This is a genomic window from Agrococcus sp. UYP33 (assembly GCF_054060915.1).
The window spans coordinates 318,579-342,843 of record NZ_JBSSDR010000002.1 but is presented as its reverse complement, the minus strand read 5'-3'; the positions used below and the strand labels follow the sequence as shown (position 1 = coordinate 342,843).

Annotated in this window: 23 protein-coding genes; 13 read left to right on the top strand and 10 right to left on the bottom strand. The window is 72.9% G+C overall.

The window, feature by feature from the left end:
- The first annotated feature begins 22 nt into the window (after positions 1-22).
- Positions 23-310 (top strand): DUF1905 domain-containing protein, encoded by a 288-nt coding sequence (locus ACVWW9_RS11915; RefSeq protein ID WP_456515690.1) that lies wholly within the window; start codon positions 23-25, stop codon positions 308-310.
- 110 nt (positions 311-420) lie between these two features.
- Complete coding sequence (locus tag ACVWW9_RS11910; RefSeq protein WP_456515689.1) at positions 421-2,580, top strand: protealysin inhibitor emfourin; 2,160 nt, start codon at positions 421-423, stop codon at positions 2,578-2,580.
- A 157-nt stretch (positions 2,581-2,737) separates the two neighbouring features.
- Here the strand turns inward: ACVWW9_RS11910 and ACVWW9_RS11905 are convergent, their stop codons facing one another.
- Together ACVWW9_RS11905 and ACVWW9_RS11900 are read right to left on the bottom strand one after the other, a co-directional pair.
- Positions 2,738-4,432: a thiamine pyrophosphate-binding protein gene (locus ACVWW9_RS11905; RefSeq protein WP_456515688.1), complete on the bottom strand. Its 1,695-nt coding sequence runs from the start codon at positions 4,430-4,432 to the stop codon at positions 2,738-2,740.
- Positions 4,433-4,565: 133 nt separating this feature from the next.
- Positions 4,566-5,774, bottom strand: a complete 1,209-nt coding sequence (locus ACVWW9_RS11900; protein WP_456515687.1) for an AAA family ATPase — start codon at positions 5,772-5,774, stop codon at positions 4,566-4,568.
- An 89-nt stretch (positions 5,775-5,863) separates the two neighbouring features.
- On the opposite strand from ACVWW9_RS11900, the gene ACVWW9_RS11895 reads away from it, so the two are divergent.
- Positions 5,864-6,565, top strand: coding sequence for a lysoplasmalogenase family protein (locus ACVWW9_RS11895; RefSeq protein ID WP_456515686.1), 702 nt, complete (start codon positions 5,864-5,866; stop codon positions 6,563-6,565).
- Positions 6,566-6,634: 69 nt separating this feature from the next.
- Complete coding sequence (locus ACVWW9_RS11890; protein ID WP_456515685.1) at positions 6,635-7,402, top strand: aspartate/glutamate racemase family protein; 768 nt, start codon at positions 6,635-6,637, stop codon at positions 7,400-7,402.
- Here the strand turns inward: ACVWW9_RS11890 and ACVWW9_RS11885 are convergent.
- Positions 7,386-8,351, bottom strand: a complete 966-nt coding sequence (locus tag ACVWW9_RS11885) for an AraC family transcriptional regulator (protein WP_456515684.1) — start codon at positions 8,349-8,351, stop codon at positions 7,386-7,388. The genes ACVWW9_RS11890 and ACVWW9_RS11885 overlap by 17 nt on opposite strands.
- Positions 8,352-8,694: 343 nt before the next feature.
- Here ACVWW9_RS11885 and ACVWW9_RS11880 point away from each other — a divergent pair, with 343 nt between their 5' ends.
- Positions 8,695-9,567, top strand: coding sequence for a sensor histidine kinase (locus ACVWW9_RS11880; RefSeq protein ID WP_456515683.1), 873 nt, complete (start codon positions 8,695-8,697; stop codon positions 9,565-9,567).
- Here the strand turns inward: ACVWW9_RS11880 and ACVWW9_RS11875 are convergent.
- The gene (locus tag ACVWW9_RS11875) at positions 9,460-10,356 is read right to left on the bottom strand and encodes a LysR substrate-binding domain-containing protein (RefSeq protein WP_456515682.1); all 897 of its coding nucleotides are present in this window, start codon (positions 10,354-10,356) and stop codon (positions 9,460-9,462) included. The genes ACVWW9_RS11880 and ACVWW9_RS11875 overlap by 108 nt on opposite strands.
- Positions 10,357-10,417: 61 nt before the next feature.
- Between ACVWW9_RS11875 and ACVWW9_RS11870 the strand changes: the two genes are divergently transcribed.
- Positions 10,418-10,702 (top strand): GNAT family N-acetyltransferase, encoded by a 285-nt coding sequence (locus tag ACVWW9_RS11870; RefSeq protein ID WP_123697823.1) that lies wholly within the window; start codon positions 10,418-10,420, stop codon positions 10,700-10,702.
- On the opposite strand, the gene dhaM is transcribed toward ACVWW9_RS11870, so the two are convergent.
- From dhaM to dhaK, 3 genes are read right to left on the bottom strand one after another with little or no spacing between them, the layout of a single operon-like run.
- Complete coding sequence (dhaM, locus tag ACVWW9_RS11865) at positions 10,703-11,389, bottom strand: dihydroxyacetone kinase phosphoryl donor subunit DhaM (protein ID WP_456515681.1); 687 nt, start codon at positions 11,387-11,389, stop codon at positions 10,703-10,705. It abuts the gene before it with no gap.
- The gene (dhaL, locus tag ACVWW9_RS11860; RefSeq protein WP_456515680.1) at positions 11,386-12,009 is read right to left on the bottom strand and encodes a dihydroxyacetone kinase subunit DhaL; all 624 of its coding nucleotides are present in this window, start codon (positions 12,007-12,009) and stop codon (positions 11,386-11,388) included. The genes dhaM and dhaL overlap by 4 nt, the downstream gene beginning before the upstream one ends.
- A 7-nt stretch (positions 12,010-12,016) precedes the next feature.
- Positions 12,017-13,021, bottom strand: coding sequence for a dihydroxyacetone kinase subunit DhaK (gene dhaK, locus ACVWW9_RS11855; protein ID WP_354260910.1), 1,005 nt, complete (start codon positions 13,019-13,021; stop codon positions 12,017-12,019).
- 175 nt (positions 13,022-13,196) lie between these two features.
- On the opposite strand from dhaK, the gene ACVWW9_RS11850 reads away from it, so the two are divergent.
- On the top strand, positions 13,197-13,976 hold the full coding sequence (locus ACVWW9_RS11850) for an MIP/aquaporin family protein (protein ID WP_456515679.1): 780 nt from the start codon (positions 13,197-13,199) through the stop codon (positions 13,974-13,976).
- 96 nt (positions 13,977-14,072) lie between these two features.
- A complete protein-coding gene (gene glpK, locus ACVWW9_RS11845) occupies positions 14,073-15,584 on the top strand; it encodes a glycerol kinase GlpK (RefSeq protein ID WP_456515678.1) in 1,512 nt (503 codons plus the stop codon).
- A 92-nt stretch (positions 15,585-15,676) separates the two neighbouring features.
- On the opposite strand, the gene ACVWW9_RS11840 is transcribed toward glpK, so the two are convergent.
- Positions 15,677-16,630, bottom strand: a complete 954-nt coding sequence (locus ACVWW9_RS11840; protein WP_456515677.1) for a hypothetical protein — start codon at positions 16,628-16,630, stop codon at positions 15,677-15,679.
- A 4-nt stretch (positions 16,631-16,634) separates the two neighbouring features.
- Entirely contained in the window at positions 16,635-17,687 is a 1,053-nt protein-coding gene (trpD, locus tag ACVWW9_RS11835; RefSeq protein WP_456515676.1) for an anthranilate phosphoribosyltransferase, read from the bottom strand.
- A 78-nt stretch (positions 17,688-17,765) separates the two neighbouring features.
- Between trpD and ctaE the strand changes: the two genes are divergently transcribed.
- From ctaE to ACVWW9_RS11810, 5 genes are read left to right on the top strand one after another with little or no spacing between them, the layout of a single operon-like run.
- Positions 17,766-18,401: an aa3-type cytochrome oxidase subunit III gene (gene ctaE / locus ACVWW9_RS11830; protein WP_456515675.1), complete on the top strand. Its 636-nt coding sequence runs from the start codon at positions 17,766-17,768 to the stop codon at positions 18,399-18,401.
- 13 nt (positions 18,402-18,414) lie between these two features.
- Entirely contained in the window at positions 18,415-19,230 is an 816-nt protein-coding gene (gene qcrC, locus ACVWW9_RS11825; protein WP_456516029.1) for a cytochrome bc1 complex diheme cytochrome c subunit, read from the top strand.
- 32 nt (positions 19,231-19,262) lie between these two features.
- Complete coding sequence (gene qcrA, locus ACVWW9_RS11820; protein ID WP_456515674.1) at positions 19,263-20,378, top strand: cytochrome bc1 complex Rieske iron-sulfur subunit; 1,116 nt, start codon at positions 19,263-19,265, stop codon at positions 20,376-20,378.
- Positions 20,375-21,964: a cytochrome bc1 complex cytochrome b subunit gene (gene qcrB / locus ACVWW9_RS11815; protein ID WP_456515673.1), complete on the top strand. Its 1,590-nt coding sequence runs from the start codon at positions 20,375-20,377 to the stop codon at positions 21,962-21,964. Before qcrA ends, qcrB begins: the two co-directional genes overlap by 4 nt.
- Positions 21,965-22,019: 55 nt before the next feature.
- The gene (locus tag ACVWW9_RS11810; protein WP_456515672.1) at positions 22,020-23,057 is read left to right on the top strand and encodes an LLM class flavin-dependent oxidoreductase; all 1,038 of its coding nucleotides are present in this window, start codon (positions 22,020-22,022) and stop codon (positions 23,055-23,057) included.
- A 33-nt stretch (positions 23,058-23,090) separates the two neighbouring features.
- Here the strand turns inward: ACVWW9_RS11810 and ACVWW9_RS11805 are convergent, their stop codons facing one another.
- Positions 23,091-24,254 carry a phosphotransferase family protein gene (locus tag ACVWW9_RS11805; protein WP_456515671.1) on the bottom strand — a complete coding sequence of 388 codons (1,164 nt, stop codon included), beginning with the start codon at positions 24,252-24,254 and terminating at the stop codon, positions 23,091-23,093.
- Positions 24,255-24,265 lie beyond the last annotated feature (11 nt).

The following is a 24,265-nucleotide window of genomic DNA, read 5'->3' as shown; positions in this document are numbered from 1 at the left end:
CCGCAGGCGGTAGCGTGCGGGCATGGAGCTCGACTTCTCCGCCGTCGCGATCGAGTGGCGCGGCCCCGCGCCCTTCGTCTTCGTGCCGGTGCCGCCCGATGAGTCCGAGCTGATCCACGACAGCGCGAGCGAGCTCACCTACGGCTGGGGCGTCATCCCGGTGGAGGCCACGATCGGCACCACGACGTTCACCACCTCGCTCTTCCCGCGCGACGGCGGCTACCTGCTGCCGCTCAAGGTCGCGGTCCAGCGGGCCGAGGGCATCGGCGTCGGCGACGCGATGGACGTGCGGATGCGGCTCGGCCGCTGACGCGCATCGGCTGCGGTCAGCGGCCGCGAGTACGATCGGCCACCACGCTCCGGCGCCCCGGCACCGGGCGCGACGGGGCACGACAGGCATCGCACGAGCGGAGGTCGCTGATGGGCATCGCAGCATGGATCGGGGCGACCGCGGCCTCGGCGTCGAGGCGCGCCGAGCGCACCATCCACCGACTCGCGCGCCCCGCGGCCTTCGCGCTCGCGCCCGTGCTGCTGCGGCAGGGGAAGGCGCTGCAGTCGGAGCTCGTCTGGCTCCCGGAGCCGCAGGGCACGCGCTCTGGCGTCGTCGGCGAGGGCGACGGCGATCCGCTGCGGCTGCTCGCGATCGGCGACTCCACCGCGACGGGGGTCGGCGCCGAGCAGCTCGACGAGACGCTCGCGGTGCAGACCGCGCGCCGCCTCGCCGGCCGCCGCGGGCAGCGCGTCGAGTGGCGCATCGAGGGCCTCGAGGGCTCGAACGCCGCGCAGGTGCTCGAGCGGCACCTGCCAGCGGTCGACGACGGCCCCTGGGACGTCGTGCTGCTGCTCGTCGGCGCGAACGACGCGCTGCAGCTCGTGGGGCGCGGCGCCTTCCAGCGGAGCGTGCGCGCCATCGTCGCAGGGCTCGAGCAGCAGGTCGCCCCGGGCGGCGTCATCGGGCTCGCCGGCGCCCCGCAGATCGACACGTTCGAGTGGCTGCCGCAGCCCATCCGCGCACTGATCGGCGGCCACGCCCGCAGCCTCGACGACGCCCTGCAGCGCGTGGCCGCCGACGTGCCGCGCACGATACACCTGCCGACGCCGGCCATCCTCGAGCCCTCGCTGCACGCCGCCGACGGCTTCCACCCCTCCGCCGCCGGCTACTTCGTCTGGTCGAGCCTCATCGCGCCGGTCATCGACGACGCGATCGCCGCACCGCGCGTGCGGCACGGCATCGTGCCGCCGTTCCTGCTCGAGCGGATCGCCGCGACGCCGAGCGCCGCCGCCGCGGTCGCAGAGCGCACCCTGCGGCTCGACGGCGGCATCCGCGTCGAGCGAGGCGTGCGCGCCGAACGCGCGGCGACCGCGCGACCTGCCAGGGCCGAGCGGCGCCCGACGCTGGTGCCGGACGAGGCGGCGCCGGATCGCACGGTGAGCGACGCGAAGGGCACGACCACGCTCCCTGGCACGGCGGTGCGGGGCGAGGGCGACGCGCCGACCGGCGATGCCGCGACCGACGAGGCCTTCGACGGGCTTGGGCTCGCCTGGCGGATGCTGCACGACGCGTTCGGCCGCGACTCGCTCGACGACGCCGGCATGCCGCTGCTCGCGACGGTGCACTACGGCACCCGGTACGACAACGCCTTCTGGGACGGCGAGCGGATGGTCTTCGGCGACGGCGACGGCGAGGTGTTCGCCGGCTTCACGCAGGCCGTCGACGTCATCGGCCACGAGCTGGGCCACGGCGTGATCTCGTCGACCGCCGACCTCGTCTACCGCGACCAGCCCGGCGCGCTCAACGAGTCGATCGCCGACGTGCTCGGCGCGCTCGTGAAGCAGCACGCGCTGGGCCAGACGGCCGACGAGGCCGACTGGCTCATCGGCGCCGGCGTCTTCACCGAGCAGGTGCAGGGCGTCGCGCTCCGCTCGATGGCCGAGCCCGGCACCGCCTACGACGACCCGGTGCTCGGCAAGGATCCGCAGCCCGGCCACATGCGCGACTTCGTCGTGACGACCGACGACCTCGGCGGCGTCCACATCAACTCCGGCATCCCCAACAAGGCGTTCCACCTCGTCGCGACCGCGATCGGCGGGCACGCGTGGGAGGCGCCGGGCCGGATCTGGATGGACGCGCTCACCGGCGGGCTCTCGGCGACGGCCGACTTCGCGGCCTTCGCGACCGCGACCGTCGACGCGGCCGTCGCCCGCTACGGCGACGACGCGGCCGAGACGCGCGCGGTCCGCGATGCGTGGGCCGCCGTGGGCGTTGGCGACGCGCCGGCCGACGCGCCATCGCCCGACGAGGCGATCCGGGTCGCCCGCACCGGCGGCATGCTCGGGCGGACGCGCGCGGCGGTGCTCGAGCTCGAGGTGATCCCCGGCGACGACCGCGACCACCTCGACACGCTCGTCGCCTCCGGACGGCTCGCCGAGCTCGACGGCCAGGCGCTGCCGGATGCGCCGACCTGGCGCGTCACCGTCGAGACGCGCTGCGACGTGACGGTCGCCGAGCCGCTGCTGCCCGACGAGGTGCTGTCGCTCTTCCGCAGGCTGCTCGAGCTGGGCGACGCGCCCGAGCGCTGAGTCGCGACGTTCGAGCCCGCCCCCGACGCTCTGCCGGCCGACCGCCCCGACACCGCCGACGAGTGTCGACTCGCTGCGGGAGTGTCGCGACCATCGCGCACGAACCCGACACTCTGCCGGCGAAGGCGGCACCGGAGCCGCGCTGGGCCGCCCGGCGTCAGCGGGCGGCTGCCCGCATCGCCGCCTCGCGCACCTCGATGATGTAGGGCGCGACGACCTGCTGGCTGATCCGGCAGTCGGCGACGAAGACGCCGTCGGCGCCGGTCGCGAGCCACGCCTCGAGCTGCGCGAGGTCCTCGAGCCGCTCGATGACCGCCGCCTCCGCGCCGAGCGCGCGGCCGAGCGCGGCGAAGTCGACCTGCTCGATGAGCATCGGCTCCTCGGCGACGCCGCGCACGGCGTACTGGTGCACCTCGGCGCCATAGGCCGCGTCGTTGCAGACGATCACGATGCCGCGCCGCACGGTGCGCACGACCGAGTCGAGGTCGGCGAGCCCCATCAGGGCGCCGCCATCGCCGGTCACGAGCACGATCGTCGACTCCGGCCGCGCGGCGCCGGCACCGACGGCGCTCGGCAGCCCCAGCCCGATCGTCTGGAAGGCGGTGCCGACCATGAGCAGGCGCTCGGGGTCGGCGACCGAGAGGTGGGTCGGCGCCCAGCCGATGAAGTGGCCGCCGTCCTGCACAATCACGCGATCCTCCGGCAGCACCCGCTCGAGCGCGTGGAACAGGCTGCGCGGGTCGAGGCGGCCGTCCGCGGCGAGGTCGTCACCCGGCTCGCGCTCCGCGCCGATCCCGGCGACCTCCGCGAAGCCCGCCTCGCCCCAGCCGGCGTCGCCAGCGGCGGCGCTCTCGTCGCCGGTCTCCCCCGCGCCGATGAGCGCGAGCAGCGCCTGCGCCACGAGCCGGGCGTCGCCGCGCACGAGCTCGTCGACGCGGGGGTTCGACGGCGCGTCGAGGATGTCGACCTGCATCACGTGCGCGTCGGGGGCGAATGCGTCGCCGAAGCGCGTCTGGAAGGCGTTGAGGCTCGCACCGACGACGAGCACCGCGTCGGCGTGCTCGATCGCCTCGGCCGCGCGCTCCGAGGCGAAGCCGCCGCAGATGCCGAGGTGCCGGGATGCGTCGGCGAAGATGCCGCTCCCGAGCGCGCTCGTCGCCGTGCGTGCGCCGAGCCGCGCGGCGAGCGCGCGCAGCGCCTCCTCGGCGCCGGCGAGGTGGGCGCCGCGGCCGGCGAGCAGCAGCGGGCGCCGGGCCGCGACGAGCCGCTCGGCAACGCCCGCGAGCTGCTCGGCGTCGAGCGCGACGAACGGCGTCACCGACGCGTGCTCCGTCGCCGCCTCCCCGTCGCCCTCGAGGTCGGCGTGGCTCAGGTCGTACGGGATCGCCAGGACGACGGGGCGCCGCTCGGCGAGCGCCGTCTCGACGGCCCGCCGGGCTGCTGCCCGCGCGTCGCCGCGTCCCACGACGATGGTCGGCGCGCCGACCGCTGTCGCGATGCCGGCCTGGTCGACGTCGAACGGGCGCGCGCCCCCGGTCGGCCGGTCCCCGACCACCACGACGAGCGGGATGCGGGCGAGCGCCGCCTCGGCGAGCGGCGTGATGGCGTTCGTGTAGCCGGGGCCGTAGGTGACCGAGGCGACCGCGAGCCTGCCGCTCGCGCGGTGATAGGCGTCGGCCGCGGCGATCGTCGCGGCCTCGTGCCGCACCGCGGTGAGCGTCATGGCCCCTCGGCGCACGACGGCGTCGAGGAACCACGCGTTGCCGTTGCCCATGAGGGCGAAGACATCGGCGGCGTGCAGCTCGAGCTCGGCCGCGATCGCGGCTGAGACGGAGGCAGTGGCGTCAGGCATGGGGTGCTCCAGAGGAGACGGGAGGCTCGGCGGCACTGCACGGAACCTCGTCGATGGGGTCCATGTGTGTCGCGCGCTGCCGCGTGGCCCCATTTCTCGAGACCCGGCGCGCATGGCGCCTGACGAAGCGATGCTAGCCGACGGCCGGTCGCCCGCGCTCGCCGCCCGGCTCCTCGGTGGCGCCGGAGTGGTCGCGGAACGTCTCGCGTGCTGCGGTCGGCAGCCCCAGCTGCGCGTCGCGCGGATGCGCGCGCAGGTGCTCGCGCATGCGCGGGATGGCGAAGTCGACGCGTCCGCGCTCCGGCGCCACGATGATGCCGGCGTCGAGCAGCCTCGCCCGCTGTCGCCCGGCGTTGCCGGCCGTCGCACCCATCCGCTCGGCGACGTCGATCGTGGAGGCCGGTCCGTCGTCCTCCGCCATGGCGATGAGGTAGTCGCGGTCGCGGCCCGAGAGGCCGCGCAGCGCCGGCACGATCACGCTCTCGCCCATCGCGGCGTGCGCGACCTGCACCGCGTGCTGCACGGCATCCGTCACGATCTCGGTGACGCTCGGCTGGTACTCCCACGCGCGCGCCCCGATCGACTGGACGAGGAACGGGTACCCCTCGCTCGCGCGCGCCGCCATGTCGAGGGCTGCCTCGCTGATCGTGCGGCCCCGTTCGCGCACCGGCACCCCGATCGCGGCGCGGGCCTCGGCGAGCGTGAGGGTGTCCAGGCGCACCTGCTGCGCCCGACGGAAGAAGGTGAGCCCGTCGGCGTCGAGCGCGGCGGCGATCGAGGCCGGCACCCCGGCGGCGACGATCGCGACCCGGCGGTCCTCGCGCTGCAGGTGCTGCACCGCGATGGCGATCCGGCGCAGCTCGTCGAGCGATGACGCGGCCACCTCGTCGAGCGAGACCAGCAGCCCAGCGCCGCGCGCCTCGGCGAGCTCGACGAGCCGCTCGAGCATGCTCTCGAGCCGCGGCTCGCGCGGGTAGTGCGGCACGACCTGCGTCGTGGCGCCGCCGATCTGCGGCAGCGTCAGACCGGTCCACTCGCGCGAGAACGCCTCCGGATCCTGCTCCTCGAGCAGCGCAGGCAGCCGGTCGTGCTCGAGCACCTCGATGAGGCCGACGTGCAGCGTGCCGTGCACGACGGTCCAGTCGCGGGCGCGCGCCTCGTCCTCGAGCGCGTTGAGCAGCACGGTCTTGCCGACGCCGCGCATGCCGGTGACGAGCGCTGCGCGGAACGGCGACCAGGCGCCGAGCCCGAGCACCTCGCGCCACTCGTCGAGCAGCGCGTCGCGCCCCGCGAGCATCGGCGGGGAGATGCCGAAGCCGGGCCGGAACGGGTTGTCGTGCACGTCGCTCACTCTGGCACCGACCGCCGACGTCGCGGCGACACGGCCCGGCGCGCCCGCGGCGGCCGGCGCTTCGTGGAACGATGATGCCCATGTCCGCCATGCCGCTGCCCAGGCCGCTGCGGCTGGGCTTCTGGATCGCGGGCGCCCTGCTCGCCGTGAACCTCGCCGCCGCCACGCTGCTCGCGCTCGGCCTCGGCGACGCCGGGCTGCTTGAGCAGCTGCGGCTCGTGCTCATGTGGGCGATGCTGCCGCCCATCTGGCTCGCGCTCATCGCGGTGGGCGCGCTGCGCCACGCGGTGGGCCGCTGGCACGTGGCCGCGGCGGTGCTCTGCGGGCTCGGCGACGGGCTCGGCGCCACCACCGACCTCACGATCGTGCTGCTCGGGATGTTCCTGCTCGGCCACGTCGCCTACCTCGTCGCGCTGTGGCCCACCCGGCGCCGCTCGCTCGCGTGGGGGCCGGCGGGCATCGCCTACGCGATCGTCGGTCTCATCGCTGGCGCCATCATCGCGATCGGCGCGGGCCCGCTCGCGCTGCCGGTCGTCCTGTACGCGCTCGTGATCGCCGCGGTCGCGGCGTTCGCCGCGATCGACGTGCCGGGGCTCTTCGGCGGGCTGCTCTTCATGGTGAGCGACCTCGTGCTCGGCCTCGGGCTCTTCGTGCTCGAGATCCCCGATCCCCTGCGGTCGATCGTGGTGCTCTCGACCTACGTCGGCGCCCAGGCGCTGCTGGCCGTCAGCCTGCAGCAGCGCCTCGCGCTCGGCCTCGCCGCGCAGGACGACCCCGCATAAGCATCACCTGTGGGAGCGAGAGCGAACACAGGCTGGACTACTGGCTGCCTCGCCTGCTGAGATCGTCGCATGGACTCGCGCGACCGGACCCTCGGCATCCTCGGCGGCATGAGCTGGCACTCGACCGCCGCGTACTACCGGGCCATCAACGAGCACGTCGGGGCGGCCCGCGGCGGGCACGCGTCAGCGCGCATGCTGCTCGCGAGCGTCGACTTCGCCGAGGTCCGCGACTGCCAGGTGCGCGGCGACTGGGCCGCCGCCGGGGCGATCCTGGCCCGCGAGGCCGCCGCGCTCGAGCGGGCGGGGGCCGGCTCGATCGCGATCGCCACGAACCTCATGCACCGGGTCGCCGACGACGTCGCGGCCGCCGTGGGCATCCCGCTCGTGCACATCGCCGATGCCGTCGCGCACGCGGCCGGCGCGCTCGGCGCCCGCACGGTCGGCGTCGTGGGCACGCGGTGGGTGATGTCGGAGCGGTTCTACGCCGACCGGCTCGCCGAGCACGGCATCGCCGTCGTCGTGCCGCCGGCCGACGTGCAGGCCGAGCTCGACCGGATCGTGTTCGACGAGCTCACGCAGGGCGTCGTGACGGATGCGTCGCGCGCCGCCTTCCGCGACGCCTTCGCCGCACTCACCGCCGCGGGCGCCGACGCGATCGTGCTCGCGTGCACCGAGATCATGCTGCTCGTCGACGCGGAGGACGCCGCCGTGCCCCTCATCGACTCGTGCGCGGCGCACGCCGACGCGCTCGCGCGCATCGCGCTCGGCGAGCGGTCAGCGGGCGCGCTCGCCCCACATCCGCACGCGAAGCGCGCGAGGATCACACCGGTCGGTTGAGCGTGTCCGAGGGGGCCTCGCCGAAGGCATCGCGGTAGGCCGCGGCGAAGCGCCCCGTGTGGAGGATGCCGAGCCCGAGCGCGACGGCGCCCACCGTGGTGGCGTCGCGCTCGGCCGCGCGGAGCGCTTCGCGCGCCAGGCGCAGCCGCGTCTGGCGCAGGTAGGTCATCGGCGGCGTGGCGAGGTCGCGCCGGAACCCCTCCTGGAGCGCCCGCACGCTCAGATGGACCTCGGTCGCCAGGCGGACCGTCGTCCACGGCTCGGACGGCCGCTCCTCGATGAGCTCGACCGCGCGCTTGATGGCCGAGCCCAGCCTGACCGGCCGGTCGCGTGCGAGGGCATCGCTGTGGTTGTGCCGCTGGCCGAGCAGCAGGCCGTCGAGCACGAGGCCCTCGATGTGCCTGCCCATGCGCGCGTCCCGGGTCGCGGCCGTCGGATGCTCCAGCTCGTCTTCCAGGAGGTCCAGCACCGTGCGCCACCGCCGCCCGAAGGGGCTGAGCATGTCGGCCCTGAAGTCGAAGGCGAGTCTCGCCCGCAGCGATCGACCGAGCAGCGCTTCGAGCCCCGACTCCAGCCGAGCCCTCGGGATCATCAGGCACAGGTGCTCGGCGTCGGCCGACCACTCCATCTCGGCGGGCGCTCCGGGCGAGTACACGAGCCCCTCACCCGCGACCGTCGTGACCGGCTCGCCGGTGCCGGCCCTCGCGCGCGCCCGGCCGCGCACGGTGATGTTCGCGTGGAAGTTCTCGGCGTCGGCGGTGCGCAGCTGCGCTGGCCGGCCGTACGCGATCCGGCCTACCGTCAGCGCGCCGACGCCCATGCCCGCGACCTCCATCGCGAGCGCACCGGGGCCGCCGGAGAGGCTCAGCCTGTGCGGGAGGTACAGCTGCGTGACGATGCGCTCAGCCTCGTCGCGGTCGTGGGTCCTGCGCCGGGTGTGCGTCGTCATGCGTGGCAGATGCTCGTCCCGGCTGCGCTCGTGATCCCCGCTGTCGCGACGTCCATCGCACTCCTCTTCGCGGCTGCCAGCCACCGTCCGGTCGCGCTTCCCACGACATCCCACCCGGCGGCGGAACCGGATGCGGGGGCTGCGGTGCGCGCGTCGCGCGTCCGGCCCATCCTACCGGCCTTGTACCCCGGTCGACCGTCCAGCCAGGGTGCGCCGGACCGTAGCCGGATCGCGCACATCGGCGCCGATCGAGCCCGCGTCCGCGCTGCAGATGCGAGCCTCGAACCTGCCCGACCGCCCCGGCCGAGGGGTGCGTCGCACATCCGTCCCAGGAGGTCATCAGGTGCCCGACCCCTCGCAGCCGCCGACCGACGAGCGCTCCCCCGATGCCGCGGCGACCGCTGCGCCGCCCGCCGCGGCGGAGCAGGAGTTCCTCCGCGGGCTCGGGGAGACGGTGAACCACCACGTGCGGACCGCGCTGACACCGCTGCTCGGTCACACCGAGCTGCTGCTCGCGCACGAGCAGCAGCTCCCAGCGGAGGTGCACCGGTCGCTGCACGCCGTGGCGCGAGCCGGCCGGCGGCTCAGCGACGTGGTGCTCGGCATCTGCGAGCTGATCGGGATCGCGTGCGCGGACGGCGACGCCGACGAGCCGGTCGACGTCTCCGCGCTGCTCGCCGATGAGGACGCGGCGCACCGCATCCGGGCCTCGCGGAAGGGGGTCCTGCTCGAGGTCGGCGGCGACCGGGTCCGGGCCCACGGCGTCGACCCGACGCGCCTGTGGCGCGCGCTCGAGGCGCTGCTCGACAACGCGGTGCGCCACGCCCCAGCAGGATCGACGGTCCGGGTCACCACGACGGCTGCGACCGGAGGGGTCCGCATCACGGTGAGCGACGAGGGCCGCGGCATCGATCCCGCAGACCGCGAACGGCTGATCCTGCCGTTCGAGCGGGGCTGCCACCCACCGGGAGCCGTCGCCGGCCGGGGCATGGGGCTCGCGCTGGCATCCGCGTTCGCGACGTCCAACGGCGGCCGGCTCGTCCTCTCCGAGAGCGCCAGCGGTGGCCTCGAGGTCACCCTCGACCTGCCGGCCGGGAACGGCGAGCGGTCAGCGGGCGCGCTCGCCCCACAGCTGCTGCATCGCGCCGAGGACGGTGCTGATGGCGGGCACCCGCTCGGCACCGTGCCGGTGGCGGAGCGAGACGGTCCGGCCTGAGCCGTCCGCGAGCGGCGCGACCACGACGTCGTCGCGCGTGAGCACGCGCAGCGCCATCGTGGGCAGCAGCGTCACCGAGCCGGTCGCGGCGACGAACGACTGGGCGGCGACGAAGTCGTCGGTCTCGAACTGGATCGTCGGGGCGAACCCGGCCTCGGCCGCGAGCGACTCGAGGTGCCGGCGGCAGCGCTCGCACCCGCCCACCCAGTCGGCGCCGGCGAGCGCGGCGAGCTCGATCGGCGACCCGTCGGCCAGCTCGTGATCGAGCGGCAGCACGATGCACGACGGGTCCTCGCCCAGCTCGATGCGGGCGAGCTGCACGTCGTCGTGGAGCTCGTCGTACTCGAACGCCACCGCCACGTCAGCGTCGCCCGCGAGCACCGCCTCGATCGCCTCCGGCGGTTCGAGCTCGATGACGCGCGCGGTGAGCCCAGGCACCGCGAGCCGGGCCGCTGCGATCGCGCGGGGCACGAAGTCGGCGAGCGCCGAGGGGAACGCCGCGATCGTGACCGTGCCGGCGCCCTCGGCGAGCGAGCGCAGCTCCGCCTCGGCCGAGCCGAGCAGCCCGGCGATGCCGTCGGCGTGCCGCAGCAGCCGCGCGCCCGCCTCGGTGAGCGTCACGCCCGTCGACGAGCGCAGCAGCAGCGCCTGACCGACCTCCTCCTCGAGCAGGCGGATGTGCTGGCTCACCGCGGGCTGCGTCCAGCCGAGGGCGCGGGCGCCGCCGGAGACCGATCCCTCGCGCGCGACGGTGCGGAAGATCAGGATGCGACGCGGGTCCAGCTGCATGGCCCCAAGCATGCCGCATCCTCGGCGGGCGACGTCCAGGCTCGAGGCGTAGCGTGGAGCCATGAGCGAGCAGATCGAGATCGTCGACAACCCGAAGGCCCAGCGCTTCGAGGCGCGCGTCGATGGCGCGCTCGCCGGCTTCGCCGACTACCGCGACGGCGAGGGCGTGCGGGGCTTCCCCCACACCGAGGTCGACCCGGCCTTCGGCGGCCGCGGCATCGGCTCGACCCTCGTCGACGAGGCGCTGCGCGCGACGATCGCCGAGGGCAGGCGGATCATCCCGCAGTGCTCGTTCGTCGCCGCGCGGGTGACGGCGGACGAGTTCGCCGCGCACGTCGCGCGCTAGCTACTCCCCGAACCGCTCGCGCACGAGCGCGCTGACCGCGTCGATCGCCTCGGCCGCCTGCGGACCGGTCGCCTCGAAGACGACCGTCGAGCCGCGATCCAGGCCGAGCGCGAGCACGCGCAGCATGCTCTTCGCGTCGACGCCGTTCACGGCCACCGCGGCGTCGAAGCCGCTCACCGTGCGCACGAGCTCAGATGCGGGTCGCGCGTGCAGCCCGTGCTCGTTCTCGAGCACGATCTCGAGGCGGGCCGGCTCCGCCGCCGACGCGGCGTCGTCGCCAGGACCGGCGTCCGCATCCGCGCGCCGCTCGGGCTCGGGCGCGACCGGCTCCGCGGCCGCGACGACCTCGTCCATCGAGCCGCCCGCCTCGGCGGCGACCGCCGCAGCGACGGCGCCCTCGACGATGGGCGCGTCGGCGATGCGGATGCGCTCGGGCTCCGCGGCGAAGTCGATGGCCGTCTCGGTCGTGAGCACGGCCGACCCCAGGTCGCACAGCACGACGACGCCGTCGCCCGAGTCCGCCTCGCCGAGCGCCGCCTGCACCCGGTCGAAGCTCGTGCCGATGCCGCCGTCGTCGGTCCCGCCGGCCGCGACGATCGTCACGGTCGGCGCCATCTGCGCGGCGAGCTCGACCACCCCCTCGGCGATGCGGGCGGAGTGCGAGACGATGACGAGCCCGACGCTCACCTGGTCTCCGCCGCGGCGCGCAGCATGAGCGAGGTGGACTCGCTGCCCGGGTCGCGGTGGCCGATGGCGCGCGCCCCCAGGTAGGACGCGCGCCCCTTGTGGGCGACGAGCGGCTCGGTCGCCGCGGCGCCCTCCGCCGCGGCCGCTGCAGCCGCCTCGAGCGCGGCCCGCACGTCGTCGCCGGCGGCCGCGGCCGCCTCGACGGCCGGCGTCCACGCATCCACCATCGTCTTGTCGCCGGGCTCGGCCTTGCCCCGCGCCACGATGCCGTCGCGCGCGGCCGTCAGCACCTCGACGAGCGCCGCGGCGTCCAGCTCGGCGCGGTCGCCCGCCGCCATCGAGCCCTTGAGGAACGCGGTGCCGTAGAGCGGCCCGGCGGCGCCGCCCACCGTCGAGATGAGCGTGGTCGCGACGAGCTTGAGCACGGCGCCGGGCGTCGCGTCGTCGTCGAGCGCCTCGAGCCTGCCGAGCACGGCCTGGAACCCGCGGTCGAGGTTCTCGCCGTGGTCGGCATCGCCGATCGCCCGGTCGAGCGCCGTGAGCTCGAGCTTGCGCCGCGCGACCTCCGCGGCGACGGCCTCGATCCAGCGCCTGGTCCAGCGGCCGTCGAGCCCGCTCATCCGCTCGCTACCTTCCCCACCGCAGCGCGGCGGTCTGCACGGGCGCGTCGTAGAGGCCGAGCATCTCGTCGTCGACCTGCAGCAGCGTGATCGACACCCCCTGCATCTCGAGGCTCGTCACGTACGAGCCGACGAGCGAGCGCGCGAGCTCGATGCCGCGCTCGGCGAGCACCTCCGCAGCGCGGCGGAAGACGATGTAGAGCTCCGACTGCGGCGTGCCGCCCATGCCGTTGACGAGCAGCACGACGCGGTCGCCCTTCGAGAACGGCAGGTCCTCGAGGATCGGCTCCATCAGCCGGTCGACGATGCGGTCGGCGGGCTCGAGCGCGATGCGCTCGCGCCCGGGCTCGCCGTGGATGCCGATGCCGATCTCGATCTCGTCGTCGGCGAGCGTGAAGCTCGGCTCGGTCGCGTGCGGCACCGTGCAGGGCGAGAGCGCCATGCCCATCGTGCGCACCTTGCGGTTGACGGTGCGCGCGACCTCCGCCACCTGGTCGAGCGAGTCGCCGCGCTGGGCGGCAGCGCCCGCGAGCTTCTCGACGAGCATGGTGCCCGCGACGCCACGACGGCCGGCGGTGTAGAGCGAGTCCTTGACCGCGACGTCGTCGTCGACGATGACGGTCTGCACCTCGATGCCCTCCGCGAGGGCGAGGTCGGCGGCGGTCTCGAAGTTGAGCACGTCCCCGGTGTAGTTCTTGACGATGTGCAGCACGCCGGCCCCGGCGTCCACCTGCTTCGTCGCCTCGAGGATGGGGTCGGGCGTCGGCGAGGTGAACATCGCGCCGGGCACCGCGGCGTCGAGCATGCCGAAGCCGACGAAGCCGGCGTGCAGCGGCTCGTGGCCCGACCCACCGCCGGAGACGAGGCCGACCTTGCCCTGCACCGGCGCGTCCGCGCGGACGACGACGAAGGGCGGGTCGACGACCACGCGCACGATGTCGGCATGCGCGGCGGCGAAGCCTGCGACGCCTTCGTCGACCGTCTTGGTGGGGTCGTTGATGAGCTTCTTCACGGTGCGCCTCTCGTTCAGCCTGGCCGGTTGGGCTCACGCTACGCCTCGCCGCCTGGAATCTCGATGGCGTCGATCGAAGATCTCTCGGATTTCGGCCCGGCCCCGGCTATCGTGTGCCGTACCACCCGAGTGGGCGGTACGGGCGATGCGGCCCGTAGACGAGAAGGCAGGGACCATGGAACCCAATCTCGGACTGGTATTCCTCTCAGAGCTGGTGGGCACCGCGATGCTCGTGCTGCTCGGCTGCGGCGTCGTGGCCAACGTCGTGCTGAAGGGCAACAAGGGCTACGGCGGCGGCTTCCTGATGATCAACTTCGGCTGGGGCCTCGCGGTCTTCGCCGGCGTGATCGTCTCGGCGTACTCGGGCGCGCACCTGAACCCCGCCGTCACCTTCGGCCTGCTCGCGCGCGACCTCGCGACCGGCGTCGACTACAACTGGGCGATGCTGCCCGTCTACCTCGCCGCGCAGTTCATCGGCGCCTTCATCGGCGCCGTGCTGTGCTGGCTCGCCTACAAGCAGCACTTCGACATCGAGGAGGACCCGGGCGCGAAGCTCGGCACGTTCTCGACCGGCCCCGGCATCCGCAACAACGGCTGGAACCTCGTCACCGAGATCATCGGCACGTTCGTGCTCGTCTTCGTCGTGATCGGCTTCAGCGCGCAGAACGGCGTCGAGGCCGACGTGCCCGCGGGGCTCGCCTCGCTCGGCGCGCTGCCCGTCGCGCTCCTCGTCGTCGGCATCGGCGCCTCGCTCGGCGGACCGACCGGCTACGCCATCAACCCCGCCCGCGACCTGGGCCCGCGCATCGCCCACGCGCTCCTGCCCATCAAGGGCAAGGGCTCGAGCGACTGGAGCTACGCCTGGATCCCGGTGGCCGGCCCCATCATCGGCGGCATCCTCGCCGGGCTCCTCGCGCCGACGGCCATCGCCGGCATCACGGGCTTCGCGGCCTGACGCACCGCGGAGGGGCCCATCCGGGCCCCTCCGCCGTCGCGGCTCCGCGGCGCATCCACACCAGCACGGCATCCATCACAGAACGAAGGAGTTCCGGTGAACGACTACGTCATCGCGATCGACCAGGGCACGACCTCGACTCGCGCCATCCTCTTCGACCACTCGGGGAGCATCGTCTCCACGGGCCAGCTCGAGCACGAGCAGATTTTCCCGCAGGCGGGGTGGGTGGAGCACGATCCGAAGGAGATCTGGAATAACACCCGCGAGGTCATCGGCCAGGCGCTCTCGAAGGCCAACGTCACGCGCCACAACGTGAAGGCGATCGGCATCACGAACCAGCGCGAGACGGCGGTGGTGTGGAACAAGCAGACCGGTGAGCCCGTCTACAACGCCATCGTCTGGCAGGACACCCGCACGCAGAAGATCGTCGACCGGCTCGCCGACGGCGACACCGACCGCTACAAGCAGAAGGTGGGCCTGCCGCTCGCGACCTACTTCTCGGGCACGAAGATCGTCTGGATCCTCGAGAACGTCGAGGGAGCGCGCGAGGCCGCGGAGGCGGGCGACCTGCTCTTCGGCACCACCGACTGCTGGGTGCTGTGGAACCTCACGGGCGGCGTCAACGGCGGCGTGCACGCGACCGACGTGACGAACGCGTCGCGCACGCTGTTCATGGACCTCGAGTCGCTCGAGTGGGACGACGCGATCCTCGCCGACTTCGGCGTGCCGCGCTCGATGCTGCCCGAGATCAAGTCGTCGTCCGGCGAGTTCGGCGTCGCGGCCTCCGAGTCGCTGCTGCGCGAGACGCCCATCACGGGCATCCTCGGCGACCAGCAGGCGGCGACGTTCGGCCAGGCGGCGTTCGACAAGGGCGAGGCGAAGAACACCTACGGCACCGGCAACTTCCTCATCTTCAACACGGGCGAGGAGATCGTCCACTCGAAGAACGGGCTGCTGACCACCGTCGGCTACAAGATCGGCGACGAGCCCACGCACTACGCGCTCGAGGGGTCGATCGCCGTCACGGGCTCGCTCATCCAGTGGCTGCGCGACAACCTGGGCCTCATCCCTGACGCACCGGCGGTCGAGCAGCTCGCGAAGTCGGTCGACGACAACGGCGGCGCGTACTTCGTGCCGGCGTTCTCGGGCCTCTTCGCGCCCTACTGGCGACCTGACGCGCGCGGCGCGCTCGTCGGCCTCACGCGCTACGTCAACAAGGGCCACATCGCGCGGGCAGCGCTGGAGGCGACCGCGTTCCAGACCGCCGAGGTCGTCGACGCGGTGAACGCTGACTCCGGCGTCGACCTCACCGAGCTCAAGGTCGACGGCGGCATGATCGCGAACGACACGCTCATGCAGTTCCAGGCCGACATGCTGCGGGTGCCGGTCATCCGCCCGGTCGTCGCGGAGACGACGGCGCTCGGTGCCGCCTATGCGGCCGGCCTTGCGGTCGGCTTCTGGACGTCGCTCGAGGAGCTGCGCCAGCAGTGGCAGGAGGACCGCCGCTGGGAGCCGCAGATGGAGCAGGAGGCGCGCGACCGCACCTACCGCAACTGGAAGAAGGCCGTGCAGAAGACGCTCGACTGGGTCGACGACGACGTGGACTGACACGCCAGGTCCTCGCAGGACGGGGCGGAGGGGGCGGCTGCGGCCGCCCCCTCCGTGCTGTCCGGGCCGCGGGGCCGGCGGCCCCGCGCGGGTCAGAGCTGCGCTCGGTACACCGGGTCGCTGAGCCAGATCACCGCGGCCGCGATCACGACGACCACCATCGTCATGCGCGCCGTCGAGACGGTGAGCACGATCGACGCCCACCAGTCGTCGTCGGCCGAGAGCCGGCCGCGCGCGATGGGCTGCTTCGCCGAGATGGCGACGGTGATCGCGATCGGATCGAGGCCGACGAGCATCGTGATGACCGCCGAGCGCAGCCGCTGCGCCTCCCCCGTCCGCGACGCGCGGCCGGAGCCGTGCGGCTCCGCGACGTTCGCGATCGGCAGCAGCGCGCGCATCCAGCCGTCGAGCCACCACGCGAGCAGCACGAGGCCGAGCACGAGCACGAGCAGCACGGCGCGGACGACGAGCTCGTCGTACGCCGTCAGCGCCTCCTGCCACGGGTCGCTCGCGAGCCGCGCCCGGAGCGCAGGCATCGCCCGTGCGAAGAAGGCGGCGCCCGCCGTCGCGTAGCCGAGCGCCACGATGAGGATGGTGAGCGGGTGCCGCATGCGCACGAGCATCCACGCGACGATGAGCGCGGCGCCGGCGCAGAACTCGACCGCGTCGAGCGCGCCGTAGGTCGTCGCGCCGAGCAGCGGCGTGGACTGCATGAGCAGGATCGCGGTCTGCGCCCCCGCGAACAGCACGAGGCAGTAGAGCGCCCCGATGCGATAGCCGCGCGACGCGGGCGCCACGAGCGCGGCGAGCAGCAGCAGCAGCACGCCGATGATGCGCAGCGTCACCGACGGCGTGAGCGACGGCGGGCGGTGCAGCAGCAGCGTGAGGCCGTAGCAGGCGAGCAGCCCGCCGAGCGCGAGCGCGACGAGCAGCAGCGAGCGCGAGGCGCGGTCGGCCCACGAGAGCGGCCAGCTGCGCCACACCTCGTCGCGCGACCACGTCGACTGCCGCTGCGCCCTCGGGTGCTCGGCGACCTGTGCGCTCACGCGATCAGCGCACGGCGGCGCGCCACGCGTCGAGCGTGCGCGTCGCTGCCCCGGAGTCGATGGCCGTGCGAGCGACCTCCAGCTCCTCCGCCAGCCGCTCGACGAGCGGGCGGTCCTTCTGCCGCACGTCGCCGTCGAGCCGCCAGGCGACGAGCGCGGCGGCGGCGTTCAGCAGCACGATGTCGCGCACCGCGCCCTGCTCCCCCGCGAGCGTGCGCCGCAGCACGTCGGCGTTGTGCTCCGCGGAGCCGCCGCGGAGGTCGTCGAGCTGCGCGCGCGGGATGCCGAGCTCGCGCGGGTCGATGTCGTGCTCGACGACGTCACCGCGCGCGACCTCCCAGAGCTCCGAGTGGCCGGTCGTGGTGAGCTCGTCGAGCCCGTCCTCGCCGCGCACGACGAGCGCGGTCGCGCCGCGGGTCGCGAAGACGCCGACGAACTGCTCGATGACGCGCTTGTCGGCGACGCCCACGAGCGTCACCTCCGGCCGCGCCGGGTTGACGAGCGGGCCGAGCACGTTGAAGACGGTCGGGACGCCGAGCTGCGCGCGCACCGGGCCCGCGTGGCGGAAGCCGGGGTGGAAGCGGGTCGCCCAGGCGAAGGAGATGCCGGCCTCCTCGAGGATGCGGCGCACGGCGGCGGGGTCCTCGTCGGCGGGCACGAGCCCGAGCGCCTCGAGCACGTCGGAGGCGCCCGACGACGACGACACGGCCCGGTTGCCGTGCTTGAGCACGGGCACCCCAGCGGCCGCCACGACGATGCTCGCGGTGGTCGAGATGTTCACGGTGTGCTGCCGGTCGCCGCCTGTGCCGACGATGTCGACCATGCGGGTGTCGCCGGGCAGCGGCACGGCCGCCTCGAGCACGGCGTCGCGGAAGCCGACCAGCTCCTCGGCGACCACGCCCTTGCTGCGCAGCGCGATGAGGAAGCCGCCCATCTGGGCCTCGGTCGCACGGCCGGAGACGATCTCGGCCATGGCCCACTCTGCCTGTCGGATCGCGAGATCCTCGCCTTCGAGCAGCGTCTCCAGCACGACTGGCCAGGTCAAGAGGCGATCCATAGGTCCAGCCTAGGTGTTGGCGGCACGCGGGCCCGCCGGGTCGTCCCCCTCGGGGTGAACTGTCACTAGGATGGGAACGTGTCCACTACTGCGCTCTCCCCGTCGCCGTCGGCGCCGATGATCAGGCGGCCGAACACCGTTGCGGTCGGCACCATCGTCTGGCTCGGCAGCGAGGTCATGTTCTTCGCCGGCCTGTTCGCGATCTACTTCACGCTGCGCTCGATGTCCGGAGATCTCTTCGCGACCGAGGCCGAGAAGCTGAACGTGATCTTCGCCACGATCAACACGGTCATCCTGCTGGCCTCGAGCTTCACGTGCCAGGCGGGCGCGAACGCCGCGGAGCACCACCAGGCGTTCCGGTCGGGCGGCAGGTTCCAGCTCTCCAAGTGGGGCATGGTCGAGTGGTTCTACCTCACCTACGCCATGGGCGCGGTCTTCATCATCCTGCAGGTGTTCGAGTACATCGTGCTCATCAGCCACGGGGTGACGCTGTCGTCGAGCTCCTACGGCTCGGCCTTCTACCTCACGACCGGCTTCCACGGCCTCCACGTGACCGGCGGGCTCTTCGCCTTCCTGTTCGTGATCGGCCGCGCGTACGCCGTCAAGCGCTTCGCACACAAGGAGGCGACGAGCGCGCACGTCATCTCCTACTACTGGCACTTCGTCGACGTGGTCTGGATCGGCCTGTACCTCGTCATCTACTGGCTCAAGTAAGCAACGGTTGGGACTGAGAACGTTGGCATCACGCAAGAAGACCGGTCGCAGGCACCCGCTCGCCAGCGCGGCGCTGCTCATCATCGGACTCGTCGCCGCAGGCGGCGCGTCTGTCGCGGTGGGCTCCGTGGCGAACGCCGAGCCGGCGACGACCCCGCACTCCCAGCAGCTCACGGCCGCAGACGGCGAGGCGCTGTTCCGCGCCAACTGCGCGTCGTGCCACGGCCTCAACGCCGAGGGCACCGAGAACGGCACGAGCCTCATCGGCGTCGGCGCCGCATCGGTCGACTTCCAGGTCATGACCGGCCGCATGCCGATGGCGATGTCCGGCCCGCAGGCGCTGCAGCGCGACCCGCAGTTCTCGCAGGAGGACACCGACGCGATGGCGGCGTACATCGCGTCGCTCGCCCCGGGTCCCGACGTGCCGTCCGAGGAGCTGCTCGACACCTCCGTCGTCGACGCCGAGGGCATCGCCGCCGGCGGCGAGCTCTTCCGCATCAACTGCGCCATGTGCCACAACGTGGCCGGCGCGGGCGGCGCGCTGACGGAGGGCAAGTTCGCCCCGCCGCTCAAGGGCGTCGCGGCCAACCACATCTACGAGGCCATGCTCACCGGCCCGCAGAACATGCCGGTGTTCAACGACTCGAACATCAGCCCCGAGGAGAAGCGCGAGATCATCGCGTACCTGAACTACCTCGACGAGAACCCGTCGGTCGGCGGCTTCGACCTGGGCGCGCTCGGACCGGTGTCCGAGGGCCTGTTCATCTGGATCTTCGGTCTCGGCGGCATCGTCGCGATCACGGTCTGGCTGACCTCGAGGCCGAACTGACCATGGCGCAGGACACAGGAAGGACCGACAGCATGTCGGCTGAAGGCCAGTCCGCTCCGGCGGAGCAGCACGAGGTCGCGGTCTACGACCGCGGCGCAGCGGTCGTGCAGGCCGACGCGTTCGAGAACCCGGGCCTGCCCCCGCACCGCCCGCGCCAGACCGACCTCCACCCCGCCAAGGAGCGTCGCGCCGAGCGCCAGGTCGTGTGGTGGTTCCTGCTCTCGATGGTCGGCTCGGTGCTCGCGATCATCGCGTACGTCGCCGTGCCGATCGAGTCGGGCGACATGGGGACGGTCCGCTTCAACAACCTGTTCCTCGGCCTCGGCATCGCGCTCGCGCTGCTCGGCGTCGGCTTCGGCGGCATGCACTGGGCGCGACAGCTCATGAGCTCGCACGAGGTCGTCGAGGAGCGCCACCTGTCGCGCGGCTCGGAGAAGAGCCGTGCGCGCGCCGTCGAGATCTTCCAGCTCGGCGACGAGGAGTCCGGCTTCTCGCGCCGGTCGCTCATCCGCAACACGCTCATCGGCGCGATCGCGCTCGTGCCGCTGCCCGCAGTCGTCCTCTTCCGCGACCTCGCCCCGGCGCAGGACGCGGTGGAGGCGATCTCGAACACGATGTGGAAGGCGGGCTCCCGGCTCGCGCTCGACCCGACCGGCACGCCCATCCGGGCGACCGATGTCACGATCGGGTCGGCCTTCCACGTCATCCCTGCCGAGCTCGCAGAGCTCGGTCACGAAGAGGGCTACCTCGACCAGAAGGCCCTGGCGTCCGTGCTGCTCGTCCGCGTGCCGCTCGACCGCCTCAACGAGCAGCCGGCTCGCGCCGGATGGTCGTACGACGGCATCGTCGCCTACTCGAAGATCTGCACGCACGTCGGCTGCCCCGTGGCGCTGTACGAGCAGCAGACCCACCACCTGCTCTGCCCCTGCCACCAGTCGACCTTCGACGTGACCAACCACGCCAAGGTGATCTTCGGTCCTGCCAAGCGCCCGCTGCCGCAGCTGCCGATCACGGTCGACGACGAGGGCTTCCTCATCGCGCAGAGCGACTTCACCGAGCCCATCGGCCCCTCGTTCTTCGAGCGCCTCGGGCATGTCGACCCTGAGCACGTGCCGCTCTCGGCCGCTGAGCTGGAGACCCGAGCATGACTTCCACCGCACCGCGCCCCTCCCTCACCGCGCAGGCGTCGAACTACCTCGACGAGCGCACCAGCCTCTCGACCATGGTCGCGACGCTCGGCCGCAAGGTGTTCCCCGACCACTGGTCGTTCATGCTGGGCGAGGTCATCCTGTACTCGTTCGTCGCGATCCTGCTCTCGGGCACCTTCCTGACGTTCTTCTTCGACCCGTCGATGACCGAGGTCCACTACGAGGGCTCGTACGTGCCCCTCAAGGGCATCGCGATGTCGGCGGCCTACGCCTCGTCGCTCGACATCTCGTTCGACATCCGCGGCGGCCTGCTCATGCGCCAGGTGCACCACTGGGCGGCGCTGCTGTTCGTGGCCGCCATCGGCCTGCACATGCTGCGCGTGTTCTTCACCGGTGCGTTCCGCAAGCCCCGCGAGATCAACTGGGTCGTCGGCTTCATCCTCTTCATCCTCGCGATGGCGGAGGGCTTCACCGGCTACTCGCTCCCCGACGACCTGCTCTCGGGCAACGGCCTCGCGATCATCAACGGCATGGTCAAGGGCATCCCGATCGTGGGCACCTGGATCTCGTACCTGTTCTTCGGCGGGCTGTTCCCGGGCGACGACATCGTGTCGAGGCTCTTCGTGCTGCACATCATGCTGCTGCCGGCGATCGTGATCGCGCTCATCGGCGTGCACCTCGTGCTCATGGTGGTGAACAAGCACACGCAGTTCGCCGGCCCCGGCAAGACCAACGACAACGTCGTCGGCGCGCCGATCATGCCGCTCTTCGCGGCCAAGGCTGGCTCGTTCTTCTTCATCGTCTTCGGCGTCATCGTGCTCATCGCATCGACGTTCACGATCAACCCGATCTGGGCATACGGACCGTACGACCCGTCCCCCGTCTCGGCGGGCACCCAGCCCGACTGGTACATCGGCTTCGCCGACGGCGCGCTCCGGCTCGCCCCTGGCCTCGAGTCCGAGATCTTCGGCCTGACGCTCTCGTGGAACATCCTGATCCCGATGGCGGTGCTCGGCGCCTTCATCGTGCTCGTCATGTTCTACCCGTTCATCGAGCAGTGGATCACGGGCGACAAGCGCGAGCACCACATCGCCGAGCGCCCGCGCAACAACCCGACGCGCACGGCCATCGGCGCCGCGGGCATCCTGTTCTACGCCGTGCTGTGGGCGGCCGCGTCGTCCGACCTGATCGCGACGCACTTCCACCTCAACGTGTTCCAGGTCACCTGGTGGCTGCAGGCGACGCTCATCCTCGGCCCGATCATCACGTTCTGGCTCACCCGCCGGATCGCGCTCGGCCTGCAGAAGAAGGATCGCGAGATCCTGCTGCACGGCTACGAGTCGGGCAACATCCGCCGGCTCCCCGGCGGCGAGTACGTCGAGGTGCACCAGCAGCTCGACGAGTACGAGTCGTGGAAGCTCAAGGCCTTCGACTCGTACGAGCCGGTCATGGTGCGCCCGAACGCCAAGGGCAAGATCACGCCGGCGACGCACGCGCGTGCCGCGCTCACGCGCTGGTTCTTCGAGGACCGCATCGCCCCGGTCAGCCGCGGCGAGCTCGAGGCAGCGAAGCACGACCACCACTGACGCTTGACGCGGAGGGCCCGGGATGATTCCCGGGCCCTTCGCTGTTGGCTCGGGCATGCCCCTCGAATTCGGTGTCCACACGTTCGCAGCCGTCCCCGTCGTCGACGGCGCGCCGCTCAGCCCCGCGCAGGTGCTGCGCGACGTCGTGCAGGAGGGGATCGCGGCCGAGCGCGCCGGCCTCGCCTTCTTCGGCGCCGGCGAGCACCACCGCGAGGACTTCGCGATCAGCGCCCCGGAGATCGTGCTCGGCGCGCTCGCGACCGTCACCGAGCGCATGCGCCTCGGCACCGCCGTCACCGTGCTGTCGTCGAACGACCCGGTGCGGGTGTTCGAGCAGTTCTCCACCCTCGACGGCATCTCGAGCGGTCGTGCGGAGCTCATCGTGGGCCGCGGCTCGTTCACCGAGTCGTTCCCGCTCTTCGGGTACCGCCTCGAGGACTACCAGGCGCTCTTCGAGGAGCGCCTCGAGCTGCTCGCGGCGCTCGTCCGCGAGGCGCCTGTCACCTGGTCGGGCGCGCTGCGCTCCCCGCTCGTCGACCAGTCGGTGCACCCGCGGTCGCACGCGGCCGAGCACGGCAGCCGGATGCCGGTCTGGGTCGGCGTCGGCGGCTCGCCCGAGTCGGTCATCCGCACCGCGCGGCACGGCTTCGACATGATGCTCGCCATCATCGGCGGCAGCCCCGCGCAGTTCGCACCCTTCTCCGGGCTCTACCGGAAGGCGATGGAGCAGTTCGGCCACACCGGCGGCCGCGTCGGCATGCACTCCCCCGGCCTGATCGCCGAGACGGACGCGGAGGCGAAGCGCATCCTCATGCCGCAGTGGCTCGTCTTCCGCAACCGGCTGGGGCGCGAGCGCGGCTGGGGCGAGGCGTCCGAGCGCGAGTTCGACGCGAACGCCGCCGAGCACGGCGCGCTGTTCGTCGGCAGCCCCGAGACGGTCGCGCAGAAGATCGTCTGGGCGCACGAGACGCTCGGGATCGAGCGCTTCGACCTGAAGTACGACTCGGGCACCCGGCACGAGGACAACCTGCGCACCATCGAGCTCTTCGGCACCGAGGTCGTGCCCCGGGTGCGCGCGCTGCTCGGCGAGTGAGCGCCCGGCGCTGACGCTGCGTCGCGGCGGCGCTCAGGCGAGCAGCGCCTCTGCCCGCTCGAGCAGCCGCTGGGCCGCAGCGCTGCTGCGGTCGTCGCCGCGACCGGCGTTCGCGAGGGCGTGCCCCATGAGGTGCGTGGCGGCGATCGCGGCGACGCGCACGTCGCCGGCCCAGCCCGACTGCAGCTCGTCGGCGAAGGCGGCGAGCGCCGCCCCTGCCTCGGTCGCGGGCGTCCGCTCGATCGCCGAGACGACGACGTGGCCGAAGAGCGCGCCGCGGTCGTCGGCCGGGTCGCCGAGCCCGGCGGTGTCGATGTCGAGGATGCCGGTGATCGTCGAGGGCGCTGCCTCGTCGACGAAGATCTGCCCGAGGTGCAGGTCGCCGTGGATGGTCACCGGGCGCGGCAGCACCGTCGCGGCGTAGCGCTCCGCGACCAGCTGGGCGAGCCGCGCCGTCTGGCGGCCGAACAGCGGCGCCGTCTCCTGCATCCGCTCGGCGTACCAGTCGACGCGGCGCGCGAGCGACTCGCGCGCGCCGATCGCGACGGGCACCGACGCGATGTGCTGGGTGAGCTCGTCGAGCCCGCAGGCGAACCGCGCGCGGTCGATCCGCTCGAAGACGTCGATCGCGGGCACGCCGGGCAGCTCCCCCAGGAGCACGAGCCCGGCGTCCGAGAAGCCGAGCGAGCGCGGCACCGGCACCCCGGCGGCGCGGAAGCGCTCGTGCAGGTCGTGGATCGACGAGGCGAGTGAGGGGTGCACGACCTTCGCGAACCAGCGATCGGTCGCGGTCTCGACGCGGAGCACCGCCCGCTTGCCGGGACGGTAGGCCTCCATCCGGAGCTTCGCGCCCTCGGCCGCGATGCCGAACTTCGCGAGCACGACGCCGGCCGCCTCCGGGTAGGAGACGGCGGGCAGCGACGGGAGCGCCGGGTCCTGCGGGTACGCCCACGCCGTGAGCCGCCGGCCGGACGCGTCGACGAGCTCGACCGTGTGCTCGTCCATCGGCGCGCTCGGCGAGGTGTTCACGTAGATGGTGACGCGCTCGATGCTGTCGTCGCGCGTGCGCACGCCGCACGAGAAGCCGACGATGAACCCCTCGTTCACGGGCTCGACGTCCTTCTGCGCGAAGTCGACCAGCTCGCGCCCGCTCTCCGCCACGAGTCGCATGAGGACAGCGGCAGCGTTGTCGAGCATGGCTCCCATCC